Below are 26,767 nucleotides of genomic sequence, written 5' to 3' on the forward strand. Positions count from 1 at the left end.
CCCGTACGGCGACGCGTGGCGGCGCGGGCGACCGGCTCCGAGCAGGGCCCATAAGGTGTTCCCATGGGCATGGTGGGGACGGTCGGCCTGGTGCTGCATCCCAGGCGCGACTCCAAGAAGGCGATCGACACGATCCTGAGGTGGGCCGCCGAGCGCGGCGTCACCGTGCTCGGGCTGCCGGAGGAGGTGGGCCGGATCGACTGCAGCGCGGTGTCGGTGGACGCCGACTCGCTGGTGGAGCGGGCCGACCTGCTGGTGGGCCTCGGCGGTGACGGCACCATGCTGCGCACGATGCGGCTGATCGCCGGGCGGGACACGCCGGTGCTCGGCGTCAACATGGGGCGGCTCGGCTTCCTGGCCGAGATCGACGTCGAGGAGCTGCCCGCCACCCTGTCGGCCATCGACGGCAACCGCTACACCGTCGAGCCCCGGATGGCGGTGCGCACCAGACTGTCGGACACGGCGGAGCTGACCGCGTTCAACGACATCGCGCTGGTTCGCATCCCGGGGGACGGCCTGGCCGAGGTGACCATCACGCCGGCCGGTCATCCGTTCGTGAACTACGCGGCCGACGCGGTGATCGTGGCCACCTCCACCGGCTCGACCGCCTACAGCTTCTCGGCCGGCGGGCCGGTCGTGTCGCCCCGGGTGGAGGCGGTGCTCGTGGTGCCGGCGGCGGCCCACTCCTCCTTCAACCGGGCGCTGGTCCTGCCCGCCGACGAGGAGGTGGAGCTGGAGCTGCTGCCGTCCAGCGGGCGGTTGGCGGTCGAGCTGGACGGGATGGTGGTCGGGCATCTGCGGCCGGGTGACCGGATCACGGTGACCGCCATGCCGGGCGCAGCCAAGGTGGTGCGTCTCGGCACCACCTTCTACGAACGCGCGCGGCGCAAGCTGCGGGTGGACGGCAGCGCCGAGGTGGGCTGAGCCGGCGAGCGGCGATGCCGGGCCGACCGGGACGGCGGCTCGGCGTGATCCTGCGGGCCCGGCCGGCCGTACGGATCGGCGCGGTCCCTGGGGGTCCACAGGTCGTGTCGGTCCGGGCGGTCCGGACGGTCCGGACGGTCGTCCGGGTCGGTGTGGTCGTGCGGGCCGGGGTGCGCGCGGGTGTCCGGCGGGTCGCGGCGGGCCGTGACGAGGGCGGCGAGCGCGGTGGTGATCGGCACGGCGGCGATGAGGCCGAGCGTGCCGACGACGCTGCGGGCGATCTCCTGGGCCAGGACCGGCGTCGTCAGCACCTCGCCGAGCGGCTGCTCGCCGATGCTGAAGAGCAGCAGCAGGGGCAGCGAGGCGCCCGCGTAGGCCAGGATGATGGTGTTGATCACCGAGGCGATGTGCGCCCGGCCGACCCGGCTGCCCGCCCGGTAGAGGCGGCGGAACCCGTAGGAGGGGTTGGCGGCGGCCAGCTCGGCGACGGTGACCGACTGGGTGACCGTCACGTCGTCGAGCACGCCGAGCGCGCCGATGATGATGCTGGCCAGCAGCAGCCCCTGGGTGTCGATCGACAGGCTCATGTCCAGGGTGAAGGAGCTGTCGTCGGTGATGCCGTTGAGCCGGGCCAGCCCGATCGCGGCGTAGGACAGGGCTCCGGTGATGACCAGGCTGGCCAGCGTGCCGAGCAGGGCCATGGACGTCGCCAGCGTGAAGCCGTGGGTGAGGTAGAGGACGGTCAGCATGATCGCCGCCGCGCCCACGATGGCCACCAGCATCGGCGGCCGGCCCTGCAGGATGCCGGGGATCACGAAGGTCAGCAGCAGCACGAACGTGATCGCGAGCCCGGCCAGCGCGGTGACGCCGCGCCAGCGGCCGAACGCGATCACGGCCAGCGCGAAGGCCGCGCCGAACAGCCACAGCGGGGTCGACCGGTCATGGTCGGACAGCTGGTAGGCGGGCGTGCCGGGCTCGGCTCCCGGATGGTGCAGCAGGATCACGTCGTCGCCCGGGGTGAAGCGCTGAGAGCCGGGACCGCTGGGCAGCGAGAGCGTCACCCGCTTGCCGCCCTCGACCTGCACCGTGGCCTTGCCGCAGGTGGCCGGGTGCGGCTTGGGCGCTCCCGGCTGGGTCTCGCCGCAGGGCTCCAGGGTCACGGTGCTGATCGTGCCGCTGAGGCGCTGGAAGCCGGTCTCCTGGACCGTCGCCGTCCTGCTGTCGGGCCAGAGCCAGACCAGCGCCACCAGCGTGGCGATCGCCAGCGGCAGCAACACTGCCAGCGTGGCGACCACCGCCCGCCGTGACGCGGGTACGGCGGTGCCGTGCGCGTGATTGGCGCCCATCCCGAATCGCCCTCCCCGTGGACTTCGGGATGAGACAGTACTGCACCTCGACCTGCTGGGTAGACAGCTCGCATGACGACGCTGGTGGGCACCTCCGGATGGCAGTACCGGGACTGGCGTGGCGTGCTCTACCCGCAGGACGTCCCGCAACGGCTCTGGCTGGAGACCTACGGCGAGTGGTTCGGCACGGTCGAGAGCAACAACGCCTTCTACCGGCTGCCGTCCCCGGAGACGTTCGCCTCCTGGCGCGAGCGGACCCCGCGCGGCTTCGTGATGGCCGTGAAGGCGAGCAGGTTCCTCACCCACATCAAGCGGCTGGCCGACCCGGAGGAGCCGGTCGAGCGGCTGATGACGGCCGTGGCGGGGCTGGGGGACAAGCTCGGCCCGATCCTGCTGCAGCTCCCGCCGACGCTGAAGGCCGATCCGGGCAGGCTGGACCGGTGCCTGGGCTGCTTTCCCGGCCGGGTGCGGGTGGCGGTGGAGTTCAGGCACGCGTCCTGGTGGACGGAGGAGACGCGCAAGGTCCTGGAGGCGCGCGGGGCGGCGCTGTGCTGGGCGGACCGGCTCGGCAGGCCGCAGAACCCGTTCTGGGACACTGCGCCCTGGGGGTACGTGCGGCTGCACGAGGGCCGCGCCACCCCCAGACCGTCGTACGGCGACACGTCGCTGAAGACGTGGGCCAGACGGGTGCGCGAGGCGGGCTGGCGGGACGCGTACGTGTACTTCAACAACGATCCCAACGCGGCGGCCGTGCGGAACGCCGAGCGCTTTGCCAAACTCATCTGAGTGCGTACACGTCTGTATAGAAACGGCCGTCTGGAGAAGGAGGGCTTCCCCGTCGCGGAGGTCTCCGACTACGTGGCCGACCGGCAGAACGTCGTCTGGTTCGACCTGTGCTCCCCGACGGTGGCCGAGCTCGCCGTGGTCGGGGAGGAGCTCGGGCTGCACGAGCTGGCGGTGGAGGACGTGCACAACGACCATCAACGCCCAAAGATCGATATTTACGACAATCACCTGTTCATCACCGTTTATGCGGCGCGCCTCGACGGCGAGGGCGTCGACCTCGACGAGGTCGACGTCTTCGTCACCGCCAACGCCCTGGTCACGGTGCGGCAGAGCGACCACTTCGACATCCACGAGGTGCTCCGGCGCTGGGACTCCGCCCCCCACCTGGCGGGCTACGGCGTCGCCTTCCTCCTGCACGGCCTGCTGGACTACGTGGCCGACGGCCACCTCACCGTGGCCCAGGAGCTCGACACGCAGGCCGAGGCGCTGGAGGACGCGCTGTTCGAGGAGGGCCCCGCCGACAGCCGCGAGCTGCAGCGCAGGATGTACGGCCTGCGCAAGGCGACGGTCACCTTCCGCAAGATCACGATGCCGATGCGGGAGATCATGGGCACGCTCCGGCGCGACCAGGAGCTGGTCGCCGAGCCCAGGATGGACCCCTACTTCGAGGACGTCTACGATCACGTGCTGCGCACCGCCGAATGGGTCGAGTCACTGCGCGACCTGCTCGCCAACATGCGTGAGACCCGCCTGGCCCAGCAGGGCTTCCGGCTGAACGAGATCATGAAACGGCTGACGGGCTGGGCGGCGATCATCGCGGTGCCGACCGCCATCACCGGCTTCTACGGCCAGAACGTGCCCTATCCCGGCGAGGGCGAGCCGTGGGGCTTCTGGATGTCGCTGCTGCTGGTGGCCGTCGCCTCGGTGGCGCTGTACGCGGCGTTCAAGAAGAAGGACTGGCTGTAAGGCGGCGGGCACGGACCGCCCCGGTCGTGCGACGTCAGCTCCACCGCCACCCGCACCCGCCGCGCCCCCGACGCCGGATACAGCGGCAGGCAGCGCCCGCCCGCCAACAGCGTCCTGCGGCCGATGGGGGTCGCGAGCAGCGGCAACTCGTCGTACGTCGCGGGCACGGCCAGCCGCAGCAGCCACCGCCCGCCCGGCGTTCGGCTCCGCTCGCCGTCCAGCGCGTAATAGTCGAGCACGCCGCCGCTGTCCGAGACGACGGCCCGCATGGTGAAGCGGCCGTCCTCGACGGTGAAGATCTCGGCGGAGGGGGAGTGGTAGACGCTATGCACATAGCCGATCGCGAACACGCCTGAGCGGGGGAGGACGAGGCCGTTCACGGCCAGGCGGCCGGCCCCGCTCCCGGAGCCCACCGCCAGCACCGCCGCCAGCACCAGCACGAACCTGATCAGGCCTGCTCCCCCTTGTTTCAGCCTCTTTCCTTGAAGTACCTGGCCGCGCCCGGGTGCAGCGCCACCGGCTGCACCTGCTGGGCGAGGGCCGGGTCGAGTTTGCTCGCCTCCGGGTGCACGGCCACGAGCTCGGCCTTCTTCTCGAACAGGGTCCGGGTGATGTCGAAGGCGAGCTGCTCGTTCATCTTGTCCGGCACCAGCAGCACGTTGGCGATCCCGACGGTCTTGATCGTGCCGTCCAGTTTGTAGACGCTCATGTCGATGTCCAGGCCGACGTACTGCTCGCCGTGCTCGGCCTGCATCTTCGCGAGCACGTCGGCGGTGTCGAGCATCTTCATGTCGGACCTGGTCGTCGCCAGGTCCACCACCCCGGCCGTGGGCAGGCCGCCCACCCAGAAGAACGCGTCGATCGTGCCGTCCTTCACCGCCTGCACCGACTCGTTGATCGACAGCTGCTGCTTGCTGATGTCGCTGTCCGGGTTGAGCCCGGCGGCCTCCAGCATGCGCCTGGCCACCACCTGCGTGCCGGAGTTCGGCGGGCCGAGCGAGACCGTCCGGCCCTTCAGGTCGGCCACCTTATCGGCGGCGATCCCCGGCGCGACCACCACGTGCGCGTAGTTGTCGTAGATGCGGGCCAGCGCCTTGACGGGCTGCTTCTCGGTGAAGGAGCCGGTGCCGTTGACGGCGTCGGCCGCCGTGTCGGACTGCGAGAAGCCGATGTCGGCCTTGCCGGTGGCCAGCAGCTTGATGTTCTCGATCGACGCGGAGGTGACCGAGGCGGTGGCCTGGGTGTTGGCGATGTTGGCGGACAGCTGCTTGGCCAGCCCGCCGCCGTAGACGTAGTAGACGCCGGTGGTGCCGCCGGTGGCGATCGACAGCCGGTTGCCCGACCCGCCCGCACCGCCGCCGCAGCCCGCGATCAGGACGGCCACGCCGAGTAGCGCCAGTATCCGCTTCACGCTTGGACTCTCCTTCTTCTGATGAGGTGTACGGCCGCCGCGACCGCCAGCACGACGATGCCCGCGGCGATCGGGACGGGTTCGAGGAAGAGCAGCAGCACCGCGGCGACCGTGGCCAGCAGCCGCTCCACCGGGCCGCTGAGCCCGCCGGTCGCCATGGCGAGCGCCGCCACCGCCACCGCCGAGACCGCCGCCATCAGCAGCACGACGGTGATCGGCCCCTGACCCAGCAGCGCCTGTCCGTTCGGGGTGAGCACGAACGCGAACGGCACCAAGAAGGCCGGCAGCGTGTAACGCCAGGTCATCATCATGGTCTTGTACGTGTTGCCGCCCGTGATCGCGGAGGCCGCGACCGCCGACAGCGCGGTCGGCGGGCTCACCTCCGACAGGACCGCGTAGTAGAACACGAACATGTACGCCTCCGCCGGGCTCACGCCGAGCGTGGTGAGCGCCGGGGCGATGATCACCGCCGCGATGATGAAGCTCGCCGTCACCGGCACCGCCAGGCCGAGCAGCAGGACCGCCACGGCGGACATGACCGTGGTGAGGATGAGGTTGCCCGCCGCGACGTCCACGATGATCGAGCTGAGGTTGAGCCCGAGCCCGGTCTGGGTGATGACGCCGACGATGATGCCCGCCGCCGCGCAGACCGCGGTCACCGGCAGCACCTCCAGCGTGCCCTTGGCCAGTGCCTGGCCGATCCGTCCGGGGGTCATCCGGTGCGCCGGGTCCAGGAAGGACAGCGCGAACGCGACGGCGGTGGCGATCACCACGGACTGGAACGCCGACCGGTCCAGCGCCATCAGCACGACGATCAGGATGAGCGAGCTGAAGTGGTAGCCGAAGCGCAGCAGCAGCTTCCCGGCCCGCGGCGCGTCCACCGCCACGGCGTGGGTGTCGAAGCGGCGCGAGTCGATCTCGATGGCCAGGAAGATGCCCAGGTAGTACAGGATCGTCGGGATCGTCGCGTAGACCAGCACCTCCAGATAGCTGACCCGGAGGTACTCGGCGATGATGAACGCCGCCGCGCCCAGCGTGGGCGGTGACAGGATCGCGCCGATGCCGCCCGCCGCCAGGATGCCGCCGGCCGGCTCCTTCGGGTAGCCGGCCCGCCTGAGCACCGGCCAGGCGACGCTGCCCAGGCTGACCGTGGTCGCCACGCCCGACCCCGAGACGGTGCCGAGCAGGAAGCCCGCGGTGGTGACGGTGCGGCCGGGGGCGGCGCGGGATTTGCGGAAGGCGGCGAAGCTCAGGTCGATGAAGAACTTGCTGGCGCCGGAGAAGTCGAGGACGGCGCCGTAGATGGTGAAAAGGATGATGTAGCTGGCCGCCACCTGCAAGGGGACGCCGAAAAAGCCTTCGGTGCCCGTATACAGCTGCGACACGATCTGGTCAAGGTCGAATCCTCGGTGACCAATAGTCCAGTCAATCGGCAAATATGCACCCAAATAGGCATACGCCAGGAAAAAAGCGCAGATGAGGGTGAGTGCCCATCCGACGGTTCGTCGTACGGCCTCCAGCAGCAGCGCCGTCAGCACCACCCCCGCCACCACGTCCAGCTCGCTCAGCGCCGCGCCCGAGCCCCGGTCGCGGAAGGCGTCGATGCCGAGCAGCGGATAGACCAGCACCGCCAGGGAGGCCGCCGCCAGCAGCCAGTCCCCGACGGTCGGCCACTCGACCCGCGACCGAGCCCCGCCCGCCGCCGCGGGCGCGGTGGCCGGCGGCTCCGCACCGGCCACCCTGGGCACGGTCGCCGACGGCTCCTCGCTCACCGCCACGGGCACGGTCGCCCGCGTATCGCGGGCTGCCGGCACGGTCTCCACCGTCGCGTCCGCGTCGCGAAGGGCGGTCGCTGCCGCGTCCGGCGGGCCGGCGCGGCGTTCGCGCAGGCGCCGGATCGCCGGCCCCAGGCCGGAGCGGTAGCTGAGGAAAACCAGCGGCAGCGCCACCGCCAGGAAGGTCATCCGGTGCTGCAGCGCCTCGACCGGGTAGAACACCACCGCGATCGAGTACGCCGACAGCGATCCGCCCACGATCCAGGCGCCGAGCCGGAGGCGGTCGGGTAGCCGGCGGGCGGGCCGTTCCTGCTCGTGGGCGGAGACCAGCTCCGCCTCCCGGTCACTGAGCTCGGTCAAGTGATTCCTCCCGACAGGGCGTTGGGGCAATTTAAGAGCCCTTTACTGCCTGTGGGAAGCCTCTGTTACCTTTATTTGATTATTTGCCCGGCTTAAAATCGTGGCCTGGACCGATCGGCCAATTCGGCGAGCGGCACCGGCCCCTCCTGGCCGCCGTCGCGCGACCGCACCGACGCCTGTCCGCTCGCCACCTCGCGCGGCCCCACCACGAGCTGGTACGGCACCAGCCGGTGGGCTCTGATCCGGGCGCCGAGGGTCCCTCTGCCGGCCGGAGCCAACTCGGTCCTGAGCCCCGCCGCGACGCTTCGCCGTACGAGATCCTCGGCGGCGGGCAGCTCGGCGTCGGACAGCGGCAGCACGACCGCCTGCACAGGCGCCAGCCAGGCGGGGAACGCGCCGGCGTGCACCTCGATCAGGTGGGCCATGAGCCGCTCCAGGCCGCCGACCACGCTGCGGTGCACCATGACGGGCCGGCCGCCGCCGACGTAGCCGAGGTCGAAGCGGCCGGGCTGGTAGTAGTCCACCTGGACGGTCGACAAGGTCGACTCGCGCCCGGCGGAGTCGGCGATCTGGATGTCGATCTTCGGGCCGTAGAAGGCGCCCTCGCCGGGCTCGGCGTCGAAGTCGCGCCCGCGCTGTTTCAGGACCTCGGTCAGGACGGCCTCCGAGCGCTGCCACATGCCGGGGTCGTCCACGAACTTGGCGCCCTGGCCCCGCAGCGACAGCCGGTAGCGGACGGCCCGGATGCCGAGCTGGGCGTGCGCGGCCTCGATCAGGTCGAGTGCGGCCGACACCTCGGCGGCGGCCTGCTCGGGCGCGCAGAAGGTGTGCCCGTCGTTGAGCTGGATGGCCCGCACCCTGGTCAGCCCGCCGAGCACGCCCGACAGCTCGGAGCGGTACATGCCGCCGATCTCGGCGATGCGCAGGGGCAGGTCGCGGTGGCTGCGCTGCCGGGAGCGGTAGATCAGCGCGTGGTGCGGGCACAGGCTCGGCCGCAGCACGAACTCCTCCCCGCCCACCATCATCGGCGGGAACATGTCCTCGGCGTAGTGCGCCCAGTGCCCCGACTTCTCGTACAGCTCCCGCTTGCCGAGCACGGGCGAGTTGACGTGCTGATAGCCGTGCCGGCGTTCGAGCTCGTGCACGTAGTCCTCGATGGCCTTGCGGACGGCCGCGCCCGCGGGCAGCCAGTAGGGCAGGCCGGAGCCGATCAGCGGGTCGGTGCCGAAGAGGCCGAGCTCACGGCCGAGCCTGCGGTGGTCGTTCATGATCATCCCTTGGGTGGAAGGGGCGAACGGCCGATGTCCCCGGGCGTTCGCCCGGGGAGCAGGAATCAGCGCGCCGGGACAGGGTCCGGCGTCGTCGTGACGTAAGCGCGCTGCATGCCTGCGACGCTAGCACCGGAGGTCCCGCTTCGGCTGCCGAATTTCGCCACCGCACAAAATCACCAACAAAAGGTCAAAATGATATAAAGAACCGGTGGCCGAGATCACCCTGAACCTCCGCCAGCTGCGGGCGTTCGCCGAGGTCGGCTACCAGGTCGCCGGCGGCGGCGGGGCGCACGGCGCGATGACGGCGCTGCGCCGGGTCGTGCCGCTCGACGCGTACGAGTTCGTCGCCTTCGACCCCGCCACCGGCCGCCACCACAGCGTCTCCTCCGACGGGCACGCGCGCATCGACGGCGACGCGGCGGAGGAGTACGCGGGCCTCGACGCCTACCGCACGGCCATGGCCACGCGGGAGCCGGTGACGATGCCCGAGCCGGGCACCGAGCGCTACTTCCGCCGCCACCTGGCGCCCTACGGCTGGCGGGCCGGGCTGACCGCGCCGCTGTTCCTGGCCGAGGGCCGCTACACCGGCCTGCTGCACCTGGCCACCAGGGACGCCTTCGCGGACGTCACGCCCGCGCTGATCGCCGCCGCGAGCCCGATGCTGGCGCACGTCACCGACCTGGCCACCTGCGTGATCGACCCGGTGGGGCTGCCCGCCGGGTTCCGCGCGGTCGCCTTCGACCGGGTGGGCACCCGCCGCGACGTGCCCGGCCTGGACACCTCGGCGGCGCTGTGGGACGACCCCGCGATGGCCGGCTACGCCCGCGCGTTCATCGACTCACGCGAGCTCAACCGGCACGGCCTCTGGCTCGACCCGCGCGGCCAGTGGCACGAGACGCGGCTCCTGCGGGCCGGCGTCGGCTTCCAGGGCGCGCTGCAGGGCGCGGTGGTGGCCGAGCGGCCGTGCTCGCTGCCGTACGACCTGACCGGCCGGGAGGTGGACGTGCTCACCCGGGTCGCGGCCGGCGACTCCAACCCGCAGATCGCCGCCGCCCTGGTGCTCAGCGTGCGCACCGTGACGACCCACCTGGAGCACATCTTCGCCAAGCTCGGCTGCGACAGCCGCACCCGGCTCACCACCAAGGCGCTCGCCGAGGGCCTGTGCCGGCTGGACGTCTAGACGGCCCACCTCCCTGGACGGCCCAGCCTCGTCTAGACGGCCCACCCCGCCGGGACCGTCACCAGCGGCAACTCGAACCAGACCGCCGTCCTGCCCCCGCCCCGGGTGAAACCCCAGCGGTGGCTGAGCGCCTCCAGCAGCGGCAGCCCCCGCCCGCCGGTCGACTGCGCGTTGGCACGGCAGGCGCACGGCGGCTCCTCGGAGCCCGCGTCCTCCACGCACACCCGCACCACGTCCCGGGCCGCCAGCACGGTGACCGTGAACTCGCCCCCGGCCCCCGACCGGGAGTGCAGGATCGCGTTCGTGGCCAGTTCGCTGGTGAGCAGCACGCAGTCGTCGTGCAGCGGATGGTCCCGCCCGAGCACGGCGGTCACCAGACTCCTCGCCCTCGCCACCTGGGACGGGATTCCCGGGAAGCGGAGTTCGAGCCGGTGGGAGCCCGGGTCGATGGTCTCTGGCGAGGACGGTGTCACGGCGACCCCCTGATGACGGCGACGTCATGAGACGCGCCAGACCGGTGCCAGGGACTATCGCGAAAAGGTAGGAATGCCCTTTCTCAAGGTCGCCCGTACGACCGTGCGGGTGGACCGAGTACGCTGCGATCGACGAGTCGACTAGGAGGAGTGCCTGCGTGAGCAGCCTGGAGGCCGTCTGGGTGCAGCGGTACGACCACCCGGGGGCAGCGGTCGTGACCGGCGTCTTCGACATCCTGCACGTGGGACACGTGCGCTATCTGAGCTCCGTCGCCGCGCGCGGCCGGCCGCTGGTCGTCGGGATCGAGGACGATCCGAGGGTGCGGGCCTGGAAGGGGCCGTCGCGGCCCTTCAACCCGGCGCCGGAGCGGGCTGAGGTGATGGCGGCGCTGCGGTTCGTGACCGGGGTGTTCATCGTCACAGGACCGCCGGACGCGCACGGGCCCGAGGACTACATCGACCTGCTGGCCCCGATGCGGCCCGGCGCGCTCGCGCACACGGTGGGAGACCCCCACGCGGCCGCCCGCCACGCCGCCGCGACGCTCCTGGACGCCGAGTGCTGGGAACTGGAGGCGATCCCCGACCGCTCGACCACCCGCATCGTCAACGCCGCCGGCAAAGGCTGAAGGCAGCCCCGCAGTCCGAGGGGCGATGGATGGTGATCGGTGCCCGGCGTTCTCAGGACGAGGTGGGCCGGTGCCTGGCGTCTGCGAGGGCGACGCGGGGTGGTGCGGCGTCCGTACCCGACAGGGGTGGTGGCGCGCGTCCGGAGCGCGACACGACGTGGGGGCCGGGCGACCGGCTGGGCGGGCATGATCGCGTAATCTTTCCTGACATGATGGCCGACTCGTTGGCGCGGAAGGTCACCGACCTGCTCGCTCCCCAGGTGCTCGTGATCGCGATGCCGCCTGCCGTCGGCCTGATCGCGCAGGGGTGGCCCGGAGCTGCGTGGGGGCTGCTGGCCTCCGCCCTGTGCGGTGGGGTGCCCGCCGCGGTGATCGCCGTGGGGGTGCAGTCGGGGCGGCTGGACTCCCACCACATCGTCGACCGGGCCCGCCGGACCGGCCCGCTGCTCGCCGCCGTCGCGGCCGTGCTGTTCGCGCTGCTGGTGCTGGCCGTGCTGGGCGCGCCGAGGCTGCTGGTGGCCACGGTGACCGCGATGCTCGCCGCCCTGACCGTGACCATCCCGGTCACGCTGCGCTGGAAGATCTCCTTCCACGCCGCCGTCTCCGCGGGCACGGTCGTGGTGCTGGCGCAGGTGCTGCCCGCCCTGCCCACCCTGGCCGCCGGGGCGGCGGCGGTGGCGCTGGTGTGCTGGGCGCGGGTGCGGCTGGCCCACCACACCCCGGCCCAGGTGGCCGCCGGGGCGTTGGTCGGGGCACTGGTGACCTGGGGGACCTTGGCGGCGTTCGGGATGGAGTAGCGGGCGCGGAATAGCGGGGGGCGGGCGGGGGTTTCCGCGAGCATGGATGCCACGAACCGCGGCCGGGTGCGTGTCGAGCGCTCGGCCAAGCGCGTCAGGACCTACCTCGGTGGCCGGGTGGTGGCCGACACCACCCGCGCGCTGCTGGTGTGGGAGGTCCCCTACTACCCCGTCTACTACTTCCCGCTGCAGGACGTCGAGGAATCGGCGCTCAAGCGGACGGACACGACCAAGCACTCGCCGAGCAGGGGCGACGGCGTCGTCCACACGGTGACGTCCGGGGGCGTGGAGGCGCCGGAGGCGGCGCTGACCTATCCGGAGTCGCCGCTGGAGGACATCCGGGGGCATGTGCGCTTCGACTGGGAGGCGATGGACGCCTGGTTCGAGGAGGACGAGCAGGTCTACTTCCACGCGCGTGACCCGTACACGCGCGTGGACATCCTGCCGAGCTCGCGTCATGTCCGGGTGGAGGTGGACGGGGTGACGGTGGCCGACTCGCGCGCCGCCAGGATCCTCTTCGAGACCGGCCTGCCGGCCCGCTACTACCTGCCGAAGACCGACGTCCGGCTGGACCTGCTGGAGCACACCGACACCGTCACCCACTGCCCGTACAAGGGGAGCGCCGAGTACTGGTCGGTCAACGGGCGCGAGGACCTGGCGTGGTCCTATCGCACCCCGCTGCCGGAGAGCGAGCGGGTCGCGGGCCTGATCGCCTTCTACAACGAGAAGCTCGACATCTACGTCGACGGCGAGCTGGAGGAGCGGCCGAAGACCAAGTTCGGCTGAGTTGACAGACCCGGCCCGCATCCAACACCCTTTCACTATTCAAATAGTGAAAGGGTGTATTGGTGATCGAGTTCCAGCTGGACAGGGGTTCGGGGGTGTCCACGTACCTCCAGCTCGTCCACCAGGTCAGGCAGGCGCTGCGGCTGGGCACCCTGCGGCCGGGTGACAAGCTGCCCACGGCGAGGGAGGTCGTCGAGAGCCTGGCGATCAACCCGAACACCGTGCTCAAGGCCTACCGGGAGCTGGAGCGTGAGGGGCTGGTGGCGGGCAAGCCGGGGCTCGGCACGTTCGTGGAGCGCGGCCTCGCCGGCGGGACACTGGCCGACCACACCCGCCTGCGGCGCGGGCTCGAGGCGTGGGTGCGGCAGGCGCGGGAGGCCGGGCTGGACGAGGAGGACCTGCGGACGCTGTTCGGCGCGGTGCTGGCCGACGCGGCGCGTGAGGGGGTCGCGTGAGGCCGCCCGCGCCCGAGGCGCCCGTGCTGGGAGCGCCAGTGCTGGAAGCGACCGGGCTGGGCGTGCGCTACCGGCGCGGCTGGGCGCTGCGCGACTGCTCGCTGGCCCTCCCCGCCGGACGGGTGGCCGCGCTGGTCGGGCCGAACGGGGCGGGCAAGACCACGCTCATGCACGCCGCCGTCGGGCTGCTCGCCCCCGCCCGGGGCAGGGTGGTCGTACGGGGACAGGCCGCGTTCGTGGCCCAGGACAAGCCGCTGTACGAGACGTTCACCGTCGCGGAGATGCTCACCTTCGGCCGCCGGACGAACCTCCGGTGGGACGAGCGGGCGGCGCTGGATCGGCTGGCCGGGCTGGGCATCCCCCTGGACCGCAAGGTGGGCCGGCTGTCCGGCGGGCAGCAGGCGCAGGTGGCGCTGACCATCGCGCTGGCCAGGACCCCCGATCTGCTCGTGCTGGACGAACCGCTCGCCAACCTCGACCCTGTCGCCAGGCACGACGTGATGCGGGCGATCATGGCGGAGGTGGCCGAGCACGGGCTGAGCGTGCTGCTGTCGTCCCACGTGGTCTCCGATCTGGAGGGGACCTGCGACTGGCTGGTCGTGCTGAACGGCGGGCGGCTGCAGGTGAGCGGCGACATCGAGGACCTGCTGGCCGGGCATCTCGTCATGACGGGCCCCGCCGGGCTCGCCGGGCCGGGCCGGGTGCAGGTCGTCGCCGAGAGCCGCACCGCGCGGCAGGTCAGGCTGCTCGTCAGGGGCGAGCCGCCGCTGGACCCGCGCTGGCAGGCGCGGCGGCCGGGGCTGGACGAGCTCGTCATGGGCTATCTGCGCAGCCCCGAGTCGGCCGCGCTGCCGGGACTCGCGGCGGTGGGCCGATGATCTGGCTCACCTGGCGCCAGCACCGGGCGCAGATCCTGCTGACCGCCGCCTTCCTGGCCGCGCTCGCGCTGCTGCTGCTCGGGTCGGCGATCGAGGCCACGCTGTACGTCTCCGAGCACGCCGCGCCCGGCTGCCCCGGGAGCGCGCCCGCGTGCGCCCCGCTGGAGGTGGCGCTGGGGGAGCGGTACGACGCGATCTACTCGATCTTCGGCTGGATGCCGCTGGTGCTGCCGGCGCTGATCGGCGCGTTCTGGGGGGCGCCGCTGCTCGGCAGGGAGTACGAGCGGGGCACCCACCGGCTGGCCTGGACCCAGGCGGTGCCGGTGTGGCGTTGGCTGGCGGTCAAGCTGGCGGTGCTCGGCGGCGCGGTGGTGGCCGGCGGGCTGCTGCTGTCGCTGATGGTCAGCCTGTGGCGGCCGGTGTTCCGGGCCGGGATCGAATCGTCGTTCGGCAACATCGGCGTGTTCAACATGGTCGGCGTGGCGCCGGCCGTGTGGTGGCTGTACGCCTTCGCCTTCGGCACGCTGGCCGGGACCGTGCTCCGGCGCACGATGCCGGCGATGGCGGTGGTCGTCGCGGGGGTGGCGGTGACCATGTTCACGCTGTTCGCGCTGAGCGACCACTACGCGACCCCCGAGCGGGTGGTGCTCTCGGGCACCACCGAGCTCGGTGATCCGGACGCGCGGCTGGTCGGCGCGACGTGGGTGGACCCGGCGGGCCGGGAGGTCGACAGCCCCGGCGCGGAGGTCTGCCCGCGCCGGGTGGACGCCGGGCGAAGCAGCCGGAACACCGAGGCGTGGGAGAGGTGCCTGTTCGGCAAGGGGTACGGCTACGCCGTCTCCTACCACCCGCCCGCGATGTTCTGGCGCTTCCAGTGGACGGAGGCGGGCATCCTCCTGCTCGCCTCCGGGGCGATGGGCGGGCTGGCCGTGCTGCGCACGCTACGCCGCACGGCCTAGCGGGCCCTGCGCGAGCCGCGGACCCGTGCGGCCCGTTCCTCGGGCCGCCAGGCCGTGCGGCTCGCTCAGGAGCGGGCCCAGTGAGGGTCGCGGCCCAGGTACCGCAGCAGGGTCGCGACCTCGTCGTCCCCGGTCTCGGCGGCCAGCGCGGGGCCGTAGGCGAACCCGCGCACCACCTCGGCGGTCGCCCGCGCCACCGGCAGCAGCCCCGCCGCCAGCTCGGGCGTCAGCGGCGAAGGGCGGCCGGTGGCCACGGCGATGTCCCACGCGTGCACCGCGGCGTCCAGCGCGCAGGCGCCCGCGCCCAGCTCGGGCGTCATCCTGTTCGGCGGCATCGGCACCGGCACCTCGGCCGCGGCCCTGTCGACGCTCGCCCACGCCTTGGCCGAGCGCGCCATGGCGTCCGCCGCGTACGCCACCGGGTCGGCGGGCAGGGTGCCGGAGGGCGCGAACGGGTTCTCCTCCGGGCCGGGCTCGCCGGTGAGGAAGGCGGCGTAGCCGATCTGGTCGCCCGCGGCGTGCTGGAGCACCTGGGTGACGTTCCAGTCGGCGCAGGGCGTGGGGAGCTCCCAGGCGTCGGCGGGCACGTCGCCCACGACGGTGCGAAGAGCCTCGTGCGCGTTGTCGAGCAGTGTCCACCCGGATGTCATGACTGGCCCCTTTCGGCGTTTTCCGTTGACACCACTCTATCAGAACGGAATGATTTGTTCCACTCAGGTGAGGAGCCGGGTGAGCACCCTAGTGCCGAACTCCAGGCCCTCCACCGGGACCCGCTCGTCCTTGCCGTGGAACATGCCGAAGTAGTCCAGGTCGGGCCGGAGCATGAGCGGCGCGAAGCCGTACCCCTCGATGCCGATCCCGGCGAACGACTTGGCGTCCGTGCCCCCGCTCATCACGTACGGCACCGGCCTGGCCAGCGGATCCTCGGCCACGAGCGAGCCGGCCAGCTCGTCGAAGAACGCCGAGGGGTACGGCGCGGCCGGGGCGTCCTCCAGGTTGACGAACTCGCGGACGATCTTCGGGCCGAGCAGCTCGTCGATCGTCTCCAGGAACTCCTCCCGCAGGCCCGGCAGGTAACGGCCGTCCACGTGCGCCTCGGCGGTCGAGGGCACCACGTTCACCTTGTAGCCGGCGTTCAGCATGGTCGGGTTCGCCGAGTTGCGGATCTGGCCCTCGAACAGCTGGCCCAGCGCGCCCAGCCGGGCCGCCTCCTCGTCCAGGCGGTCCAGGTCGATCGGTGTGCCGGTGATCTCCGACAGGCCCTGGACCAGCGCCGCCACGGACGGCGTCAGCCGTATCGGCCACTGGTGGGCGGCCACCCGCGACAGCGCGTGCGCCAGCGTGGCGACCGGATTGTCCACCGCGGGCCTGGAGCCGTGCCCGGCCACGCCGTGCGCGGTCAGCTTCATCCAGGCCGTGCCCCGCTCGCCCACCGCCACCGGGTAGACCCGGTGCTCGCCGGAGGCGACGCTGAAGCCGCCGGACTCGCTGATCGCCTGCGTCACGCCGTCGAACAGCTCCCGGTGCTCGGTCACCGCGTGCCGTGAGCCGTAGTCGCCGGTCGCCTCCTCGTCCGCCAGGAACGCCAGCACGACGTCCCGCTTGGGCCGCACGCCGAGCGCCCGCAGGCCGAGCACGGCCGACAGCGTCATCGCGCACGAGCCCTTCATGTCGACCGCGCCCCGGCCGTGGACGCAGCCGTCGGCGATCTCGCCCGAGAACGGGTGCGTGCGCCACTCGGCGGGGTCGGCGGGCACCACGTCCAGGTGCCCGTGGATGAGCAGCGCGTCGGGGGAGTCGCCCTCGATCCGGGCCACCACGGTGGTGCGGCGCGGCGCCGCCTCGAACACCTCCGGCTCCAGCCCCGCCTCGGCCAGCAGCGTGGCCACGTACTCGGCGGCCGGCCGCTCGCCCGAGCCCGGATTGGTGGTGTCGAACCTGATGAGGTCCGAGCAGATCTCCGCGACGCTCTTCACGCGCTTCCCTCCAGCTTGAGCGGCGCCACCTCGGGTGTGTCGAACCCGAAGAGCGTGCCGTAGAAGGCCAGCTCGGCCTCCAGCACCGCCACGATGGTCTCTTCCCTGCGCCAGCCGTGCTGCTCGCCCGGATAGGTGAGCAGGGCCCACTGTTTGCCGTTCCTGTCCAGCTCGGCGACGAACCGCTCGGCCTGGCCGACGTCCACGATCGCGTCCTCCAGCCCGTGCAGCATGAGGCACGGCCCGGACGCCTGGCCGGCGTGCAGCAGCGGCGAGCGGTCGGTGTAGCGCTGCCGGGTCTCCGGCAGCGGGCCGATCAGGCCGTCCAGGTAGCGGGACTCGAAGTCGTGCGTCTCCGCCGCCCAGCTCTCCGGGTCGGTGATCGCGTAGTGGGCGACGCCGCCCGCGAACACGTCGCTGTGCACCAGCGCCGCCACCGTCGTCCAGCCGCCGGCGCTGCCGCCCCGGATGGCGATCCTGGCGGCGTCGGCCCGGCCCAGCTCCACCAGGCCGCGCGCCACCTTGGCGCAGTCCTGCACGTCCACCACGCCCCACTGGTGGCGCAGCCGCTCCCGGTAGGCCCTGCCGTAGCCGGTGGAGCCGCCGTAGTTGACCACGGCCACGCCGAGGCCCCTGCTGGTGAAGTAGGCGATCTCCAGGTCGAGCACGACCGGGCTGCTGCCGGTGGGCCCGCCGTGCGCGAAGATCACGTACGGCGCGGGGCCCTCGGCCCCGGCCGGCGGATACAGGTGCGCGTGCACGCCCTCGACGGTCACCGGCTCCGGGTCGGGCAGCAGCTCACGCGGCGGCAGCGGCTTCGGCGCCGACACCACCTCGCGCCCGCCGCCCCCATCCAGGTCCACCAGCACCACCTCCAGCGGCGTGTACGGGGTGGCGGCCACGGCCGCGACCTTCCCGCCGGCCGCCGACACGGTGGAGGCCCAATAGGTCGCCTCGCCGCCGATCTCCCGCAGCTCCCCGCCGTCGGGGTCCAGCACACCCAGGCGGCGGCGGTCCGCCGTGCCGTACACGACGACCAGCCGCCCGTCCGCCACCGCCAGGCAGGCCAGGCCGGGCTTCCACGGCGCGGCGCCGAACTCAGCCTCCATCGGCGTCAGGTTGCGGCCACGGGCGCCGTCCCTGCCGATCACGTGCACGTTCCACCAGCCGGTCGGGTCGGTGACCGCGTACAGGCTGTCGTCGTCGCGCCACTCGGCCTGCACGACCGACTCCTGCGGCCCGCCCGCGACCACCTCGTGCGGGCCCGCCACCCCGTCCGCGTCCAGCGGGGCGACGCACAGCTCGGTGCCGTCCCACGGCATGGCCGGGTGGTTCCAGCCGATCCAGGCCAGATGGCCGCCGCCGGGGGACAGGCGGGGGTTCATCACGAAGTGCTGCGCCCTGACGATCCGCCTGACCGGACCACCGCCGAGCGGGATCGCCACCAGGTCGCGCACGTCCTCGACCTCGCGCACCGCCCACACCTCCTCGCGGCCGGGCGGCAGGTAGAGGTCGGCGTAGCGGGCGGGGCCGGCCGGCGTGAGCGGCACCGGGGCACCGCCGTCGAGGCGGTAGACACGCTGGTCGGCCCAGTTCGTGAAGACCAGGCCGCCTCCGGGCAGGGGACGCCACGAGCGGCCGCCGTACTCGATCACCCGGTTGCGCGCGTTCCACCCGGTGGGCAGGGCGTCGACGCGGTCGCCGCCGGGCAGCCGGCGCACCACGCACCGCCTGCCGCCCTCGTGCGGGCGCGGCTCGTCCCACCACACCTCGACACCGTCGGGCGTGGCCACGGCCTCCACCCACTGGGGGCCGCCGTCCGTGCGCGCCACATCGATCGGTCGAATGCTCATATTTCACCAATTGCCGTCGGATGGGGGCAGGGATAACTCAGGCGGATGCAGGACGTACACGATGCCGCCACTGCCTCCGCTGCCGGTGCTCCTGAGCCAGACGTTCTCGAACGCGGCACGCGGATAGACCCTGCGCACCTCCGCGCCGCCCCCAGGCGCGGCCGGATCGTTGACCAGGATGTCGCCCCCGGCGGTGAAGCCGGTGACGACCATGATGTGCCCGCTGGTGGAGTACCCGGAGCCCGGCAGCTCATGCGACCGGAACGACAGCGAGGTGATCACCGGGATGCCGGCGCGCACCAGCCGCTCCAGCTCGGCCGCCGACCGCAGCCTCGTCACGAACCCCGCCAGCCCGTACGTCCCCGCGTAGGCGACGTTGAACGGCCAGTTGCCGGTGCCCTGGTAGCTGGTGTCGTAGCTGCCGCGCGCCGCGTGGTCGACCGCCGGGCACGGGTCGCCGTCCCCCACCCAGCCGAGCTCGGCCGGCGCGGGACCGCGCTCCCAGTAGGCGAGCACCATGGCGACGGCGGCGGGTCCGCACCAGTTGGCGCCGCCGCCGTCGTACTCGGGATGATGCCCGGCGTGCTCGTGCTGGGAGTACGCCGGAACCACCAGCTGGACCGGTCCCGCCGTGGCGGAGGCGCTCGGCGTCACCGGCCGGGGCGGCACGGCCGAGGCCAGCACGCCCAGGCAGTCCACCCGCGCGCCCTCGCCGTGCGCGGTGACCCGCACCTGATAGGCCACCACCGCCCGCCGCGCCACGAACGTGTCCACCGCCACGTCGCCGTCCCGGTCGCCCTGCCCGGGAACGGAGGTGCGCGGGCGGCCGTGCGCGGACCACCGGCCCATCACGTACCACTTGGTACGGCTCCCCGGCGCGGTCGTGGCCCGCAACTCCACCTCGATCCAGGAGCCGGGAGGAGTGCGCGCCGTCCACGAGGCGACGAGCTGCGTCGCGGCGAAACCGATCGGGTGCTCGTCGCTCGTCCACACCGTGCCCCCGGCGGGCACGGTGAAGCGGGTGAAGGCCACTTCGGCCAGGTCGACGGTGAGCACCGGCACCATTGTGGTTCGGCCGCACCGCCCGCGCATCGGAGGGTTTACGTAAGTCCGCCGAATGTGTCAGTGGTGATCACTATCGTCCCGATCATGACTCAAGCGGTGCAGGCGTACTCCTACGCCGGGCCCTCCGTGCTCGCCGACGGCCGTCTCGGGCTGTCGACCTCCGGCGGCACGGCCCTCTCGGGCCCCCAGACCCACCCCCGGTTCTTCAGCGGGCTGCTCACCCACGCCGCCCCGGCCGCCGCCGGTCTGCTGGCCGTGGCCGACGTCGCCCTCACCCGCTACCACCAGCCCCGCCCCGGCTGGACCCGCGACCCGGTGGTGACCTGCGACGGCGGCCGGCTCAGGTTCGAGTCGTTCTCCGCCTGCGGCGGCGTCTACGCCCGCCTGGACGTGCTCGGCCTCGACGGCGACGTGCTCGACCGCGGCACCACCAACGTCGACGTGAACGGCCCGCTGCGCGAGTCGCTGGCCAGAGTCGGCGGCAGGGACCCGCTGCACCTCGGCGTCGGCCCCGACGAGCTGACCGTCACCACGCTCGACGGCGCGGTCGTGGAGAAGAAGGTGCCGCTGCCCACCCGCTGGCTGCGCGGCTTCGCCGAGGTGCAGGTGATCGCGGCCGGCTTCGACCTGCGGGCGGAGCTGAAGGGGCCGCAGGCGGTGCGCTTCCTGCGGTCGCTGCCGCGCAAGGCCGCCACCGCCGTGTGGGCCGTGCCGTCCGGCCGCGATCTGCGCCTGGCCTCCGGCCCCGGTCACGGCCCAGGGAATGGCGACGCCGTCAGCCTGGCCGGCGTCGGCCGCGTCGCCACGCTGATGCCGCTGCTCAGGTTCGCCAAGGCGCTGCGGGTGTACGGCCCGGCGGCCGGCACCCAGCACCAGGCGAGCGCGTGGGAGCTGGAGCTGCCCGGCATGCGCTACACCCTGGCCGTCTCACCAGAGCCGTGGCGCGGGTTCTCCGGCGAGGGCGCCGTCCTTTCGCACCTGGCCACCGACGAGGCCGCCGGCGACGCCGACGTGGTCGGCATGCTGCTCAACTTCGAGCCGACCGTGGAGATCGGGCTGCTCGCCGACCGCTCGGGGCTCACGGTCGAGCGCGTACGCGCCGCGCTCACCCAGCTCGGCACCGCCGGCCGCGTCGGCTACGACCTGCACGACGCCTCCCACTTCCACCGCGAGCTGCCCTACGACCGGGAGCAGGTGGCACAGCTCAACCCCCGGCTCACCGCCGCCCGCGCGCTGGCCGACTCCGGCGCGGTCCGGCTCGACGGCGACCAGGCCCAGGTCACCACCTCCGGCGGCGTCCGGCAGGTCGGGATCGAGCAGGGGACCTGCACCTGTGCGTGGTGGTTCGACCATCGCGGCTCACGCGGGCCGTGCAAGCACGTGCTCGCCGCCCGGATCGCCGCCCGCCTGATCGTGGACGTGCCCGCATGAGCGCCGGAAGGAACACGAGCACGGCGACCGCCGCCGGTGACGCGCCGACGGTGGCCGAGCTGGAGCGCGCACTCGGCGAGGCGGCCGCTGGTGAGACCTGGCAGGACCTGGAGCGCTGGCTGGAGGCGTTCGTCAGGTTCCGCACCGAGGACCTCCCAGGGCTCAGGGAGGCGATGCGAGAGCCGGCGGTGCGGCAGGCACCCCCGTACGACAAGCGCGAATGGCCATATCCGGCGCAGTGGGTGGAGGCGATGGCCGACCTGGTCACCACGCCGGGGCCGCACCCGGTGGGCCGGCTCCCCGACATCTCGCGGGTCTCCGCGCCGCACTGGCTCCTGCTGCGCCGCCTGGCCGAGATCCACGCCGCCGTGCGCGGCGGCACCGCGCCGCCGTACCTGCTGGCCACCCCCACCACCGGCACCGGCGGGCTCGACCCGGCCGCGCTGGTCGCCCGGATCGAGGGGTACGAACGGGCGGGCGTCGAGGCGTTGCCCGCCGACCTGCAGCAGGCGCTGCTCCGGCTGCCCCGCCGGATCCCGCCGGAGGTGGCGGCGCGAGCGGGCCGCCTGACCTCCGCGGCGGGCGTCACACTGGCGGGCTGGCTGACCGGCAGGCCGGAGCCGCGGACCCGGATCGCCTGGCGGCACGGCTCGGGCGTCTACCTCGACGATCGGGAGCCGTCCCCGTCCAGCGAGGTCTCCCTCGTCCCTGGGATCCGCGCGGAGCACACCGGGCTGGAGCTCGTCGACCACCTGCTGTCCGCCCCTCGCCCGTCCCGGTGGCAGGCCGACGGAGACGATCCGCGTGGCTGGCCCGCGATGCTGCCCCACGATCGGGAAGCCGTGGCCGTGCACTACCTGCCGCACCTCTTCTGCCGGGAGCACGGATCCCACATCGAGCTCACCCACGTCCAGATCCTGTCGGTCACGGACGGGCCCCCGGGGGAGGCCATCGCGCTCCTGGCGGCCTACTTCCTGCTCAACCGCAAGTGGAACCGGGCCCCCTCTGGGGTGTCGCTGCTCCTCGACCTGGCCGCCAGGGGCGACCTGCCCACCGCCGAGGTCGGCCGTCAGCTCGCGCTGCTGCTGCGGCGGACCTGGCTGAAGGCGGCGGCGCTGCGCGAATCGATGGAGCTCGCGGCCGACCGGGGCGGCCACGACCACGTATGGCAGATCATGACCGGCCTGCTGCCCGCCTACCTGCCGGGGCCGGGCGAGCGGGCGCACGCCGGGCACACCCAGGTGCTCGAGCTCGCCGCCCGGATCGCCCACCGGACCGGGGCCGGCGGCGAGCTGCCGTGCGTGGCGGAGATCGCCGGCCGCGCGGGCGAGAGCGGCTTCCTCCGGGCGGCCCGTCACCTGCGGGCCGCCCTGAACTGACAGCTTCCCGCCCGGGGGAGTCGCGGGGGCGCACCCGGGCGGGGACCATTTTCCGGCGGCAGGAGCCGCGAGCGCGGCGGGGACTACAGGTACAGGCCGGTGTTCTCGCCGCTGGAGGCCGACGGGGTGACCGCGCGGCCCGAGCGGAGGGCGTACAACTCGGCCAGGGTCGCGCCCGAAGGGCCGACACCGTCGGAGTGGCCCAGCCAGGAGACCGCCTCGTCCCTGGTCAGCGGGCCGACCTCAAGCTGCGCCAGGCAGCGGCCGGGACGCACGACGGCTGGGTGGAGGCGGGCCAGGTCCTCGTTCGTGGTGATCGCCACCAGCACGTCACGGCCCTGGCCGAGCAGGCCGTCGGTCAGGTTGAGCAGGCGCGACAGCCCCTGCCCCGTCTGGGACTTCGCCGACGCGCTGATCAGCTCGTCGCAGTCCTCCAGCACGAGCAGCCGCCAGCGCTGCTTGTCGTCCTCGTCGTTGTCGTAGCCGACGGCCACCTCCATCAGGTAGCCGGGCTCGTCGAACAGCCGCTCGGGGTCGAGCACGCAGTCGACCTGGCACCACTCCTGCCACTGCTTGGCCAGCGTGCGCAGCAGCGTGGTCTTGCCGGTGCCGGGAGGGCCGTGCAGGAGGATGAGCCGGCCGTTCACGTCGGCCGGGGTGACGGCCATCAGGTCGTCCAGCGAGCGGCGCACGGCCGCGGAGTAGTTGCCGCTGATGTCCTGCCAGGGCTGGGCCGTGATCGGCTTGTCCGAGCGAGTGCCGCCGTGCGAGCCGCGCCACCAGAAGCCCATGTCGACGTGGTCGGTGTCCGGCTCCGGCTCCTCCGCCCCCTCCAGGCTCTCCTTGAGCACCGAGCGGGCCAGCTCCTCGCTGATCGCGGTGACGCTGATCGTGGCCGCGCGGTTGCGGTGCCGGATGACACGCAGGGTCCAGCCGTCGCCGCAGATCAGCCGTGACTCCGAGCCGTCCTCGATCTGCGCGGTCCGTACGACGCGGCCGTGCGAGGGACGCAGCGGCGCGTCCGGGCGGACCCGCTCCAGACTCGCCAGCCGGGACCAGGGCTGGACACCGGTGGCGAACGGCGACAGCGCCAGGGCATCGATGACGTCGATGGCCGAGTCGGAGTCGTCGATCCAGATCTTCATCGGCAGCTCGCCCGACTCCTGACCGGGGAACGGCACCTCCTTCATCACAGACATGACTCCAATGATCACAGTTAGCGGGACTTGATGTCGAAGGGTTTGCGGGAAATCACCCTGTCTTGGTCAGCTCTCCCTTGCTCTCCCCGCCGAACATGGTCAGCTCGTAGTCGGCCCGGTCCTCGTCCTTGCGGTCGAGCGACACCTTGATGCCGCCCGTGCTGTCGAGGATGGCGCAGACGCCGCCGAGACCGGTCAGGTCGAAGGATAGCTTCGTACCGGCCACCTGGGTCAGCTTGAGGGTGCCCTTCGCACAGCCGGGGTCCTCGCCGGGGGACTCCCACACGCCCGTGCTCCGGCCCTGGCGCAGGATGATCGTGACGGCCTCGTCGTCGAACCGCTTGTCCAGCATCGTGCCGCTGGCCTTGCCCGACCAGGTGCCGGCCAGCGCCGCCGGAACCTTGAGCCCGCCTTCCGCGGCGCTCTCCCGCGATGTCGGCTCCTGGGCCGGGGTGGGCTCCGTGACCGGGGTGGAAGGGGACGCCGTGTCCGCGCTCGGCGTAGGAGAGGGCGTGGTGGACAGGTCGTTCACGATGGGCGGAGTGCGGGTGAACCAGAGCAGCGCGTACCCGCCCGCCGTCAGCGCCACCACGACGGCCAGCGAGCCGATCAGCACCCCACGCGAACGCCGCCGGGGCACGCCGGTCCTGTGCGCCGGCCCCGGCGGGCCAGTGCGATGGGGATCCCCGGAGATCCCCGGGGGCGGCATGCCGCCGGGGTGGGCGAAGCCTCCGGACGGCCCCGCCACCGGTCCGCCGGGGTGGGAGACGCCGGGTGGCGGGGTGGTGTGGGGGCCGCCGGTGGTCGTGTCCGTCAGGGGTGGGGTGTTCGGGCCGACCAGCATGCCGATCAGGTCTCTGGCCGTGGGGCGGCGGGACGGATCCTTGGCCAGGCAGCCGGCAATCACCGCGCGCAGCCGGGGCGGCAACGGTCTCAGGTCCGGGTCGGTGTGCAGGACCCGGTGCAGCACCGCCGGGACGGTGTCCGCGCCGAACGGGCTGACCCCCGTCGCCGCGTACACCATGCTCGCCGCCCACGCGAACACGTCCGAGGCGGGCGAGGCAGGGGTCCCGTTGATCTGCTCGGGGGCCAGGTAGGCGGGGGTGCCGATCAGCCCGGAGGTCATCGTCGCCGCCCCCTCGGCCCTGGCGATGCCGAAGTCCACCACACGGGGACCGTCCGGCCCGAGCAGCACGTTGCCGGGCTTGAAGTCGCGGTGCACGATCCCGGCCGCGTGGATGGCGGCCAGCGCGGTGGCGCTGCCGACCACCACCCGTTCCAGCTCGCCGCCGGCCAGCGGGCCCCGATCCCGCACCCGGTCGGCCAGCGAGGGCCCGTCGATGAACTCGCTGATCACGTACGGGCGCGGCCCCTCGGTCGAGGCGTGCAGCACGCGCGCCGTACAGAAGGACGCGATGCTCTCCAGCGCCTGGAGCTCCCGGGCGAGCCGGGCGCGGGTCTCGCGGTCGCCCGTGCTCAGCAGCTTGATCGCGACGGGCTCGCCGGCCGGTGAGTGCGCGAGGTAGACCACCCCCTGGCCGCCCTCACCGAGCCGCCCGGCCAGCCGATGGCCGCCCAGGGAGGGCGGATCGTCCGGCGTGAGGGGGGTCACCATGGGCGCTACGTTACCGCTCGCCACGTCTGGCGATAGGTCGTGACTCGTACCGTCTGCGTTAGCGTGCAGACGTGAGAACCATTGACTGGGTGGACGGCGCCGTCGAGCTCGTCGACCAGACCCGGCTGCCCGGCGAGTGCGTGATGCTGCGCCTGCGCGGCGTGGACGAGCTCATCGAGGCGATCCAGCGGCTGGCGGTGCGGGGCGCGCCCGCGCTGGGCGTGGCCGGGGCGCTCGGCGTGGTGCTCGCCGGGGACGACCGCGACGCCATCGCCAGGCTGCGGGCCGCCCGGCCGACCGCCGTCAACCTGGCCTGGGGGGTCGACCAGGCCGCCGCGCACCTCGGGGAGGGGCCGCAGGCCGTGCTGCGCGTGGCCCTGCGGATCAGGGACGACGACATCGCCGCCTGCCTGGCCATGGGGGAGCGCGGCGCGGACCTGCTGGAGGGCGACGGCCTGCGGATCATGACCGTGTGCAACACCGGCGGGCTCGCCGCCGTCGAGCGGGGCACCGCGCTCGGCGTCGCGCAGACGCTGCACGAACGCGGGCGGCTGGCCGAGGTGCTCGCCCTGGAGACCCGTCCGCTGCTGCAGGGTGCCAGGCTCACCACCTGGGAGCTGGCTCGGATGGGGGCGCCGCACCGGCTCATCGCCGACTCCGCGGGACCGTACCTGCTGTCGCGGGGAGGTGTCGACGCGGTGCTCATCGGCGCGGACCGGATCGCCGTCAACGGCGACACCGCCAACAAGATCGGCTCGTACGCGCTCGCGCTCGGCGCCCAGCGGGCCGGGGTGCCCTTCATCGTCGTCGCCCCGGAGAGCACGATCGACCCGGCGACGCCGTCGGGCGAGCACATCGAGATCGAGGATCGCGCCCCCGGCGAAGTCACCACATTCGCGGGTATAAGGGTCGCTCCTGAGGGCACACAGGTGGCCAATCCGGCGTTCGACGTGACGCCACACGAGTTGATCACTGCCATCGTGACGGAGAGGCGTGTCATCCGGCCTTCAGCGAAATAGTCAGAACCGGAGACCTATCTGTGCTTCCCACGTTACGCTCAGTCGTCATCAATGCCGATTTTCTGGAGCACGGTATGGCCATTGACCTTGTCAGACGACAGGACTGGGACGCGCGGTCGCCGCGCGGCGACTACACACAGCTTGGTTCCACCAAGGGGGTGAAGGTTCACTACACAGGTGGGCGGGTCGATCCCGGAATCGTCGGCGACCATGCCGGGTGCGTCAAACTCGTCCAAT

The 26,767-nt window shown here is 72.7% G+C and carries 26 protein-coding genes; 13 read left to right on the forward strand and 13 right to left on the reverse strand.

Annotation, left to right across the window (positions count from 1 at the left end):
• The first annotated feature begins 63 nt into the window (after nt 1-63).
• Entirely contained in the window at nt 64-924 is an 861-nt protein-coding gene (locus tag ACTMTF_RS03075; RefSeq protein ID WP_441109103.1) for an NAD(+)/NADH kinase, read from the forward strand.
• Here the strand turns inward: ACTMTF_RS03075 and ACTMTF_RS03080 are convergent.
• On the reverse strand, nt 870-2,270 hold the full coding sequence (locus tag ACTMTF_RS03080) for a YibE/F family protein (protein ID WP_441109104.1): 1,401 nt from the start codon (nt 2,268-2,270) through the stop codon (nt 870-872). The two genes, ACTMTF_RS03075 and ACTMTF_RS03080, sit on opposite strands and share 55 nt — an antisense overlap.
• A 72-nt stretch (nt 2,271-2,342) precedes the next feature.
• On the opposite strand from ACTMTF_RS03080, the gene ACTMTF_RS03085 reads away from it, so the two are divergent.
• Together ACTMTF_RS03085 and ACTMTF_RS03090 are read left to right on the forward strand one after the other, a co-directional pair.
• On the forward strand, nt 2,343-3,056 hold the full coding sequence (locus tag ACTMTF_RS03085; RefSeq protein ID WP_441109105.1) for a DUF72 domain-containing protein: 714 nt from the start codon (nt 2,343-2,345) through the stop codon (nt 3,054-3,056).
• A complete protein-coding gene (locus ACTMTF_RS03090; RefSeq protein ID WP_441109106.1) occupies nt 3,057-4,022 on the forward strand; it encodes a magnesium transporter CorA family protein in 966 nt (321 codons plus the stop codon). It begins immediately after the preceding gene.
• Here ACTMTF_RS03090 and ACTMTF_RS03095 read toward each other — a convergent pair.
• From ACTMTF_RS03095 to thrS, 4 genes are all read right to left on the reverse strand, one after another.
• Nucleotides 3,917-4,462, reverse strand: coding sequence for a DUF1850 domain-containing protein (locus tag ACTMTF_RS03095; RefSeq protein WP_441109107.1), 546 nt, complete (start codon nt 4,460-4,462; stop codon nt 3,917-3,919). The genes ACTMTF_RS03090 and ACTMTF_RS03095 overlap by 106 nt on opposite strands.
• A gap of 29 nt (nt 4,463-4,491) precedes the next feature.
• Entirely contained in the window at nt 4,492-5,433 is a 942-nt protein-coding gene (locus ACTMTF_RS03100) for a TAXI family TRAP transporter solute-binding subunit (RefSeq protein ID WP_441109108.1), read from the reverse strand.
• A complete protein-coding gene (locus ACTMTF_RS03105) occupies nt 5,430-7,568 on the reverse strand; it encodes a TRAP transporter permease (protein ID WP_441109109.1) in 2,139 nt (712 codons plus the stop codon). The genes ACTMTF_RS03100 and ACTMTF_RS03105 overlap by 4 nt, the downstream gene beginning before the upstream one ends.
• Nucleotides 7,569-7,660: 92 nt before the next feature.
• Nucleotides 7,661-8,836: a threonine--tRNA ligase gene (gene thrS, locus ACTMTF_RS03110; protein ID WP_441109110.1), complete on the reverse strand. Its 1,176-nt coding sequence runs from the start codon at nt 8,834-8,836 to the stop codon at nt 7,661-7,663.
• 211 nt (nt 8,837-9,047) lie between these two features.
• On the opposite strand from thrS, the gene ACTMTF_RS03115 reads away from it, so the two are divergent.
• A complete protein-coding gene (locus ACTMTF_RS03115; protein WP_441109111.1) occupies nt 9,048-10,019 on the forward strand; it encodes a response regulator transcription factor in 972 nt (323 codons plus the stop codon).
• A gap of 32 nt (nt 10,020-10,051) precedes the next feature.
• Here the strand turns inward: ACTMTF_RS03115 and ACTMTF_RS03120 are convergent, their stop codons facing one another.
• A complete protein-coding gene (locus ACTMTF_RS03120) occupies nt 10,052-10,492 on the reverse strand; it encodes an ATP-binding protein (RefSeq protein ID WP_441109112.1) in 441 nt (146 codons plus the stop codon).
• A 158-nt stretch (nt 10,493-10,650) separates the two neighbouring features.
• Between ACTMTF_RS03120 and ACTMTF_RS03125 the strand changes: the two genes are divergently transcribed.
• The 6 genes from ACTMTF_RS03125 to ACTMTF_RS03150 all read left to right on the forward strand — a co-directional run bounded on the left by ACTMTF_RS03125 (nt 10,651) and on the right by ACTMTF_RS03150 (nt 14,993).
• Nucleotides 10,651-11,118, forward strand: a complete 468-nt coding sequence (locus ACTMTF_RS03125; protein ID WP_397000474.1) for an adenylyltransferase/cytidyltransferase family protein — start codon at nt 10,651-10,653, stop codon at nt 11,116-11,118.
• 209 nt (nt 11,119-11,327) lie between these two features.
• Nucleotides 11,328-11,915, forward strand: a complete 588-nt coding sequence (locus ACTMTF_RS03130; protein WP_441109113.1) for a hypothetical protein — start codon at nt 11,328-11,330, stop codon at nt 11,913-11,915.
• Nucleotides 11,916-11,957: 42 nt separating this feature from the next.
• Nucleotides 11,958-12,701 (forward strand): DUF427 domain-containing protein, encoded by a 744-nt coding sequence (locus ACTMTF_RS03135; protein WP_397000470.1) that lies wholly within the window; start codon nt 11,958-11,960, stop codon nt 12,699-12,701.
• 62 nt (nt 12,702-12,763) lie between these two features.
• Nucleotides 12,764-13,156, forward strand: coding sequence for a GntR family transcriptional regulator (locus ACTMTF_RS03140; RefSeq protein WP_397000468.1), 393 nt, complete (start codon nt 12,764-12,766; stop codon nt 13,154-13,156).
• A complete protein-coding gene (locus tag ACTMTF_RS03145) occupies nt 13,153-14,034 on the forward strand; it encodes an ABC transporter ATP-binding protein (protein WP_441109114.1) in 882 nt (293 codons plus the stop codon). The genes ACTMTF_RS03140 and ACTMTF_RS03145 overlap by 4 nt, the downstream gene beginning before the upstream one ends.
• The gene (locus ACTMTF_RS03150) at nt 14,031-14,993 is read left to right on the forward strand and encodes a hypothetical protein (RefSeq protein ID WP_441109115.1); all 963 of its coding nucleotides are present in this window, start codon (nt 14,031-14,033) and stop codon (nt 14,991-14,993) included. The genes ACTMTF_RS03145 and ACTMTF_RS03150 overlap by 4 nt, the downstream gene beginning before the upstream one ends.
• 65 nt (nt 14,994-15,058) lie before the next feature.
• Here the strand turns inward: ACTMTF_RS03150 and ACTMTF_RS03155 are convergent, their stop codons facing one another.
• The 4 genes from ACTMTF_RS03155 to ACTMTF_RS03170 form a co-directional block, all read right to left on the reverse strand.
• Complete coding sequence (locus tag ACTMTF_RS03155; RefSeq protein WP_441109116.1) at nt 15,059-15,643, reverse strand: TIGR03086 family metal-binding protein; 585 nt, start codon at nt 15,641-15,643, stop codon at nt 15,059-15,061.
• A gap of 63 nt (nt 15,644-15,706) precedes the next feature.
• Complete coding sequence (locus tag ACTMTF_RS03160; protein ID WP_441109117.1) at nt 15,707-16,969, reverse strand: M20/M25/M40 family metallo-hydrolase; 1,263 nt, start codon at nt 16,967-16,969, stop codon at nt 15,707-15,709.
• A complete protein-coding gene (locus ACTMTF_RS03165; protein ID WP_441109118.1) occupies nt 16,966-18,822 on the reverse strand; it encodes a prolyl oligopeptidase family serine peptidase in 1,857 nt (618 codons plus the stop codon). Before ACTMTF_RS03165 ends, ACTMTF_RS03160 begins: the two co-directional genes overlap by 4 nt.
• 3 nt (nt 18,823-18,825) lie before the next feature.
• Nucleotides 18,826-19,887 carry a C39 family peptidase gene (locus ACTMTF_RS03170; RefSeq protein WP_441109119.1) on the reverse strand — a complete coding sequence of 354 codons (1,062 nt, stop codon included), beginning with the start codon at nt 19,885-19,887 and terminating at the stop codon, nt 18,826-18,828.
• Between the two features lie 84 nt (nt 19,888-19,971).
• Between ACTMTF_RS03170 and ACTMTF_RS03175 the strand changes: the two genes are divergently transcribed.
• On the forward strand, nt 19,972-21,318 hold the full coding sequence (locus ACTMTF_RS03175; RefSeq protein ID WP_441109120.1) for an SWIM zinc finger family protein: 1,347 nt from the start codon (nt 19,972-19,974) through the stop codon (nt 21,316-21,318).
• Nucleotides 21,315-22,697 (forward strand): hypothetical protein, encoded by a 1,383-nt coding sequence (locus tag ACTMTF_RS03180; RefSeq protein ID WP_441109121.1) that lies wholly within the window; start codon nt 21,315-21,317, stop codon nt 22,695-22,697. Before ACTMTF_RS03175 ends, ACTMTF_RS03180 begins: the two co-directional genes overlap by 4 nt.
• 83 nt (nt 22,698-22,780) lie before the next feature.
• Here the strand turns inward: ACTMTF_RS03180 and ACTMTF_RS03185 are convergent, their stop codons facing one another.
• Both ACTMTF_RS03185 and ACTMTF_RS03190 read right to left on the reverse strand, forming a co-directional pair.
• The gene (locus ACTMTF_RS03185) at nt 22,781-23,896 is read right to left on the reverse strand and encodes a DUF5925 domain-containing protein (RefSeq protein ID WP_397000452.1); all 1,116 of its coding nucleotides are present in this window, start codon (nt 23,894-23,896) and stop codon (nt 22,781-22,783) included.
• 52 nt (nt 23,897-23,948) lie between these two features.
• A complete protein-coding gene (locus ACTMTF_RS03190; RefSeq protein WP_441109122.1) occupies nt 23,949-25,511 on the reverse strand; it encodes a protein kinase domain-containing protein in 1,563 nt (520 codons plus the stop codon).
• Nucleotides 25,512-25,582: 71 nt separating this feature from the next.
• Here ACTMTF_RS03190 and mtnA point away from each other — a divergent pair, with 71 nt between their 5' ends.
• Nucleotides 25,583-26,530 carry an S-methyl-5-thioribose-1-phosphate isomerase gene (gene mtnA, locus ACTMTF_RS03195; RefSeq protein WP_441109123.1) on the forward strand — a complete coding sequence of 316 codons (948 nt, stop codon included), beginning with the start codon at nt 25,583-25,585 and terminating at the stop codon, nt 26,528-26,530.
• Between the two features lie 38 nt (nt 26,531-26,568).
• Here the strand turns inward: mtnA and ACTMTF_RS03200 are convergent, their stop codons facing one another.
• The gene (locus ACTMTF_RS03200; protein ID WP_441109124.1) at nt 26,569-26,766 is read right to left on the reverse strand and encodes a hypothetical protein; all 198 of its coding nucleotides are present in this window, start codon (nt 26,764-26,766) and stop codon (nt 26,569-26,571) included.
• Between the last annotated feature and the right edge of the window lies 1 nt (nt 26,767).

This window comes from Nonomuraea sp. ZG12 (assembly GCF_052068115.1).
GTDB lineage: Bacteria > Actinomycetota > Actinomycetes > Streptosporangiales > Streptosporangiaceae > Nonomuraea.

What these genes read in the sequence shown, in the direction of transcription:
- ACTMTF_RS03075 (WP_441109103.1), top strand. Translation starts at nt 64, where the DNA reads ATGGGCATGGTGGGGACGGTCGGCCTGGTGCTGCATCCCAGGCGCGAC.
- ACTMTF_RS03080 (WP_441109104.1), bottom strand. Translation starts at nt 2,270, where the DNA reads ATGGGCGCCAATCACGCGCACGGCACCGCCGTACCCGCGTCACGGCGG.
- ACTMTF_RS03085 (WP_441109105.1), top strand. Translation starts at nt 2,343, where the DNA reads ATGACGACGCTGGTGGGCACCTCCGGATGGCAGTACCGGGACTGGCGT.
- thrS (WP_441109110.1), bottom strand. Translation starts at nt 8,836, where the DNA reads ATGAACGACCACCGCAGGCTCGGCCGTGAGCTCGGCCTCTTCGGCACC.
- ACTMTF_RS03130 (WP_441109113.1), top strand. Translation starts at nt 11,328, where the DNA reads ATGATGGCCGACTCGTTGGCGCGGAAGGTCACCGACCTGCTCGCTCCC.
- ACTMTF_RS03135 (WP_397000470.1), top strand. Translation starts at nt 11,958, where the DNA reads ATGGATGCCACGAACCGCGGCCGGGTGCGTGTCGAGCGCTCGGCCAAG.
- ACTMTF_RS03150 (WP_441109115.1), top strand. Translation starts at nt 14,031, where the DNA reads ATGATCTGGCTCACCTGGCGCCAGCACCGGGCGCAGATCCTGCTGACC.
- ACTMTF_RS03155 (WP_441109116.1), bottom strand. Translation starts at nt 15,643, where the DNA reads ATGACATCCGGGTGGACACTGCTCGACAACGCGCACGAGGCTCTTCGC.
- ACTMTF_RS03165 (WP_441109118.1), bottom strand. Translation starts at nt 18,822, where the DNA reads ATGAGCATTCGACCGATCGATGTGGCGCGCACGGACGGCGGCCCCCAG.
- ACTMTF_RS03170 (WP_441109119.1), bottom strand. Translation starts at nt 19,887, where the DNA reads ATGGTGCCGGTGCTCACCGTCGACCTGGCCGAAGTGGCCTTCACCCGC.
- ACTMTF_RS03175 (WP_441109120.1), top strand. Translation starts at nt 19,972, where the DNA reads ATGACTCAAGCGGTGCAGGCGTACTCCTACGCCGGGCCCTCCGTGCTC.
- ACTMTF_RS03180 (WP_441109121.1), top strand. Translation starts at nt 21,315, where the DNA reads ATGAGCGCCGGAAGGAACACGAGCACGGCGACCGCCGCCGGTGACGCG.
- ACTMTF_RS03185 (WP_397000452.1), bottom strand. Translation starts at nt 23,896, where the DNA reads ATGTCTGTGATGAAGGAGGTGCCGTTCCCCGGTCAGGAGTCGGGCGAG.
- ACTMTF_RS03190 (WP_441109122.1), bottom strand. Translation starts at nt 25,511, where the DNA reads ATGGTGACCCCCCTCACGCCGGACGATCCGCCCTCCCTGGGCGGCCAT.